Below are 714 nucleotides of genomic sequence, written 5' to 3' on the forward strand. Positions count from 1 at the left end.
GGGGACAGAGGTTCCTTTGGTTTGGATAACAACCCTTTTGCAGTTTGAACCTTTTTCATAAATAATGAAAAAAAATCCCTTGATTTTTAATGCAATCAAGGGATAGACCGATTCATTTCTCTCGTTTCGACAATGCAAAATTGATTATCTCTCCTGTTATAGTTCCAGTCAAAATAATATAAAACATCATAGCATGAAAGTTATACCCCAGTGCATAAAATATTCCCAAACCTATTGCATAGCCTAGCAAAATACTAGCATAACGTTTTAAAAATTTGTTCATGGAGTACATCCGATAGGGTATGGTTGCGAACTAAAGAACTTTGCAGAGTCAGTCGTACCAGTTACTTTCTTTCGTGAAGCATCTTGATAGAACACCGTATGATTAGCGTAAGGGATAGCTTCACACTTTCTAGGATACGAATATTGATAAATAGTGTAATAAGATACGGTATTCAAACTTGCTCCAACGCCTATAATTGCAAGAATCGTTGATACAGGTGCTTTAGTAATAGTTGCTATTGCCGCTGCTGCATAAGTTATTCCCAAGTTCACCCAATCATAGGAGTAATCAAACTTGCCTACAAAGGTTCCTCCTGAAGGAACAGCATTTAACGAAAAATCTGAACGGCTCTCTTTAACATTAAAGTTCTCCTGTTTTACACCGTCAATCAGCAAAGTTTGATCTTTTGTGAAATATTCAATTTTAGTTGT

General features: G+C 36.0%; 1 protein-coding gene and 1 pseudogene. Both read right to left on the reverse strand.

The window, feature by feature from the left end; genetic code table 11:
• Positions 1-112: 112 nt before the first annotated feature.
• Complete coding sequence (locus ACIFO6_RS24265; protein WP_430044633.1) at positions 113-283, reverse strand: hypothetical protein; 171 nt, start codon at positions 281-283, stop codon at positions 113-115.
• Positions 280-714: pseudogene (locus ACIFO6_RS24270) on the reverse strand (hypothetical protein); the annotation flags it as partial. The pseudogene ACIFO6_RS24270 and the gene ACIFO6_RS24265, both read right to left, overlap by 4 nt.

Source organism: Paenibacillus sp. NRS-1781 (assembly GCF_050467745.1).
Lineage (GTDB): Bacteria > Bacillota > Bacilli > Paenibacillales > Paenibacillaceae > Paenibacillus > Paenibacillus terrae_A.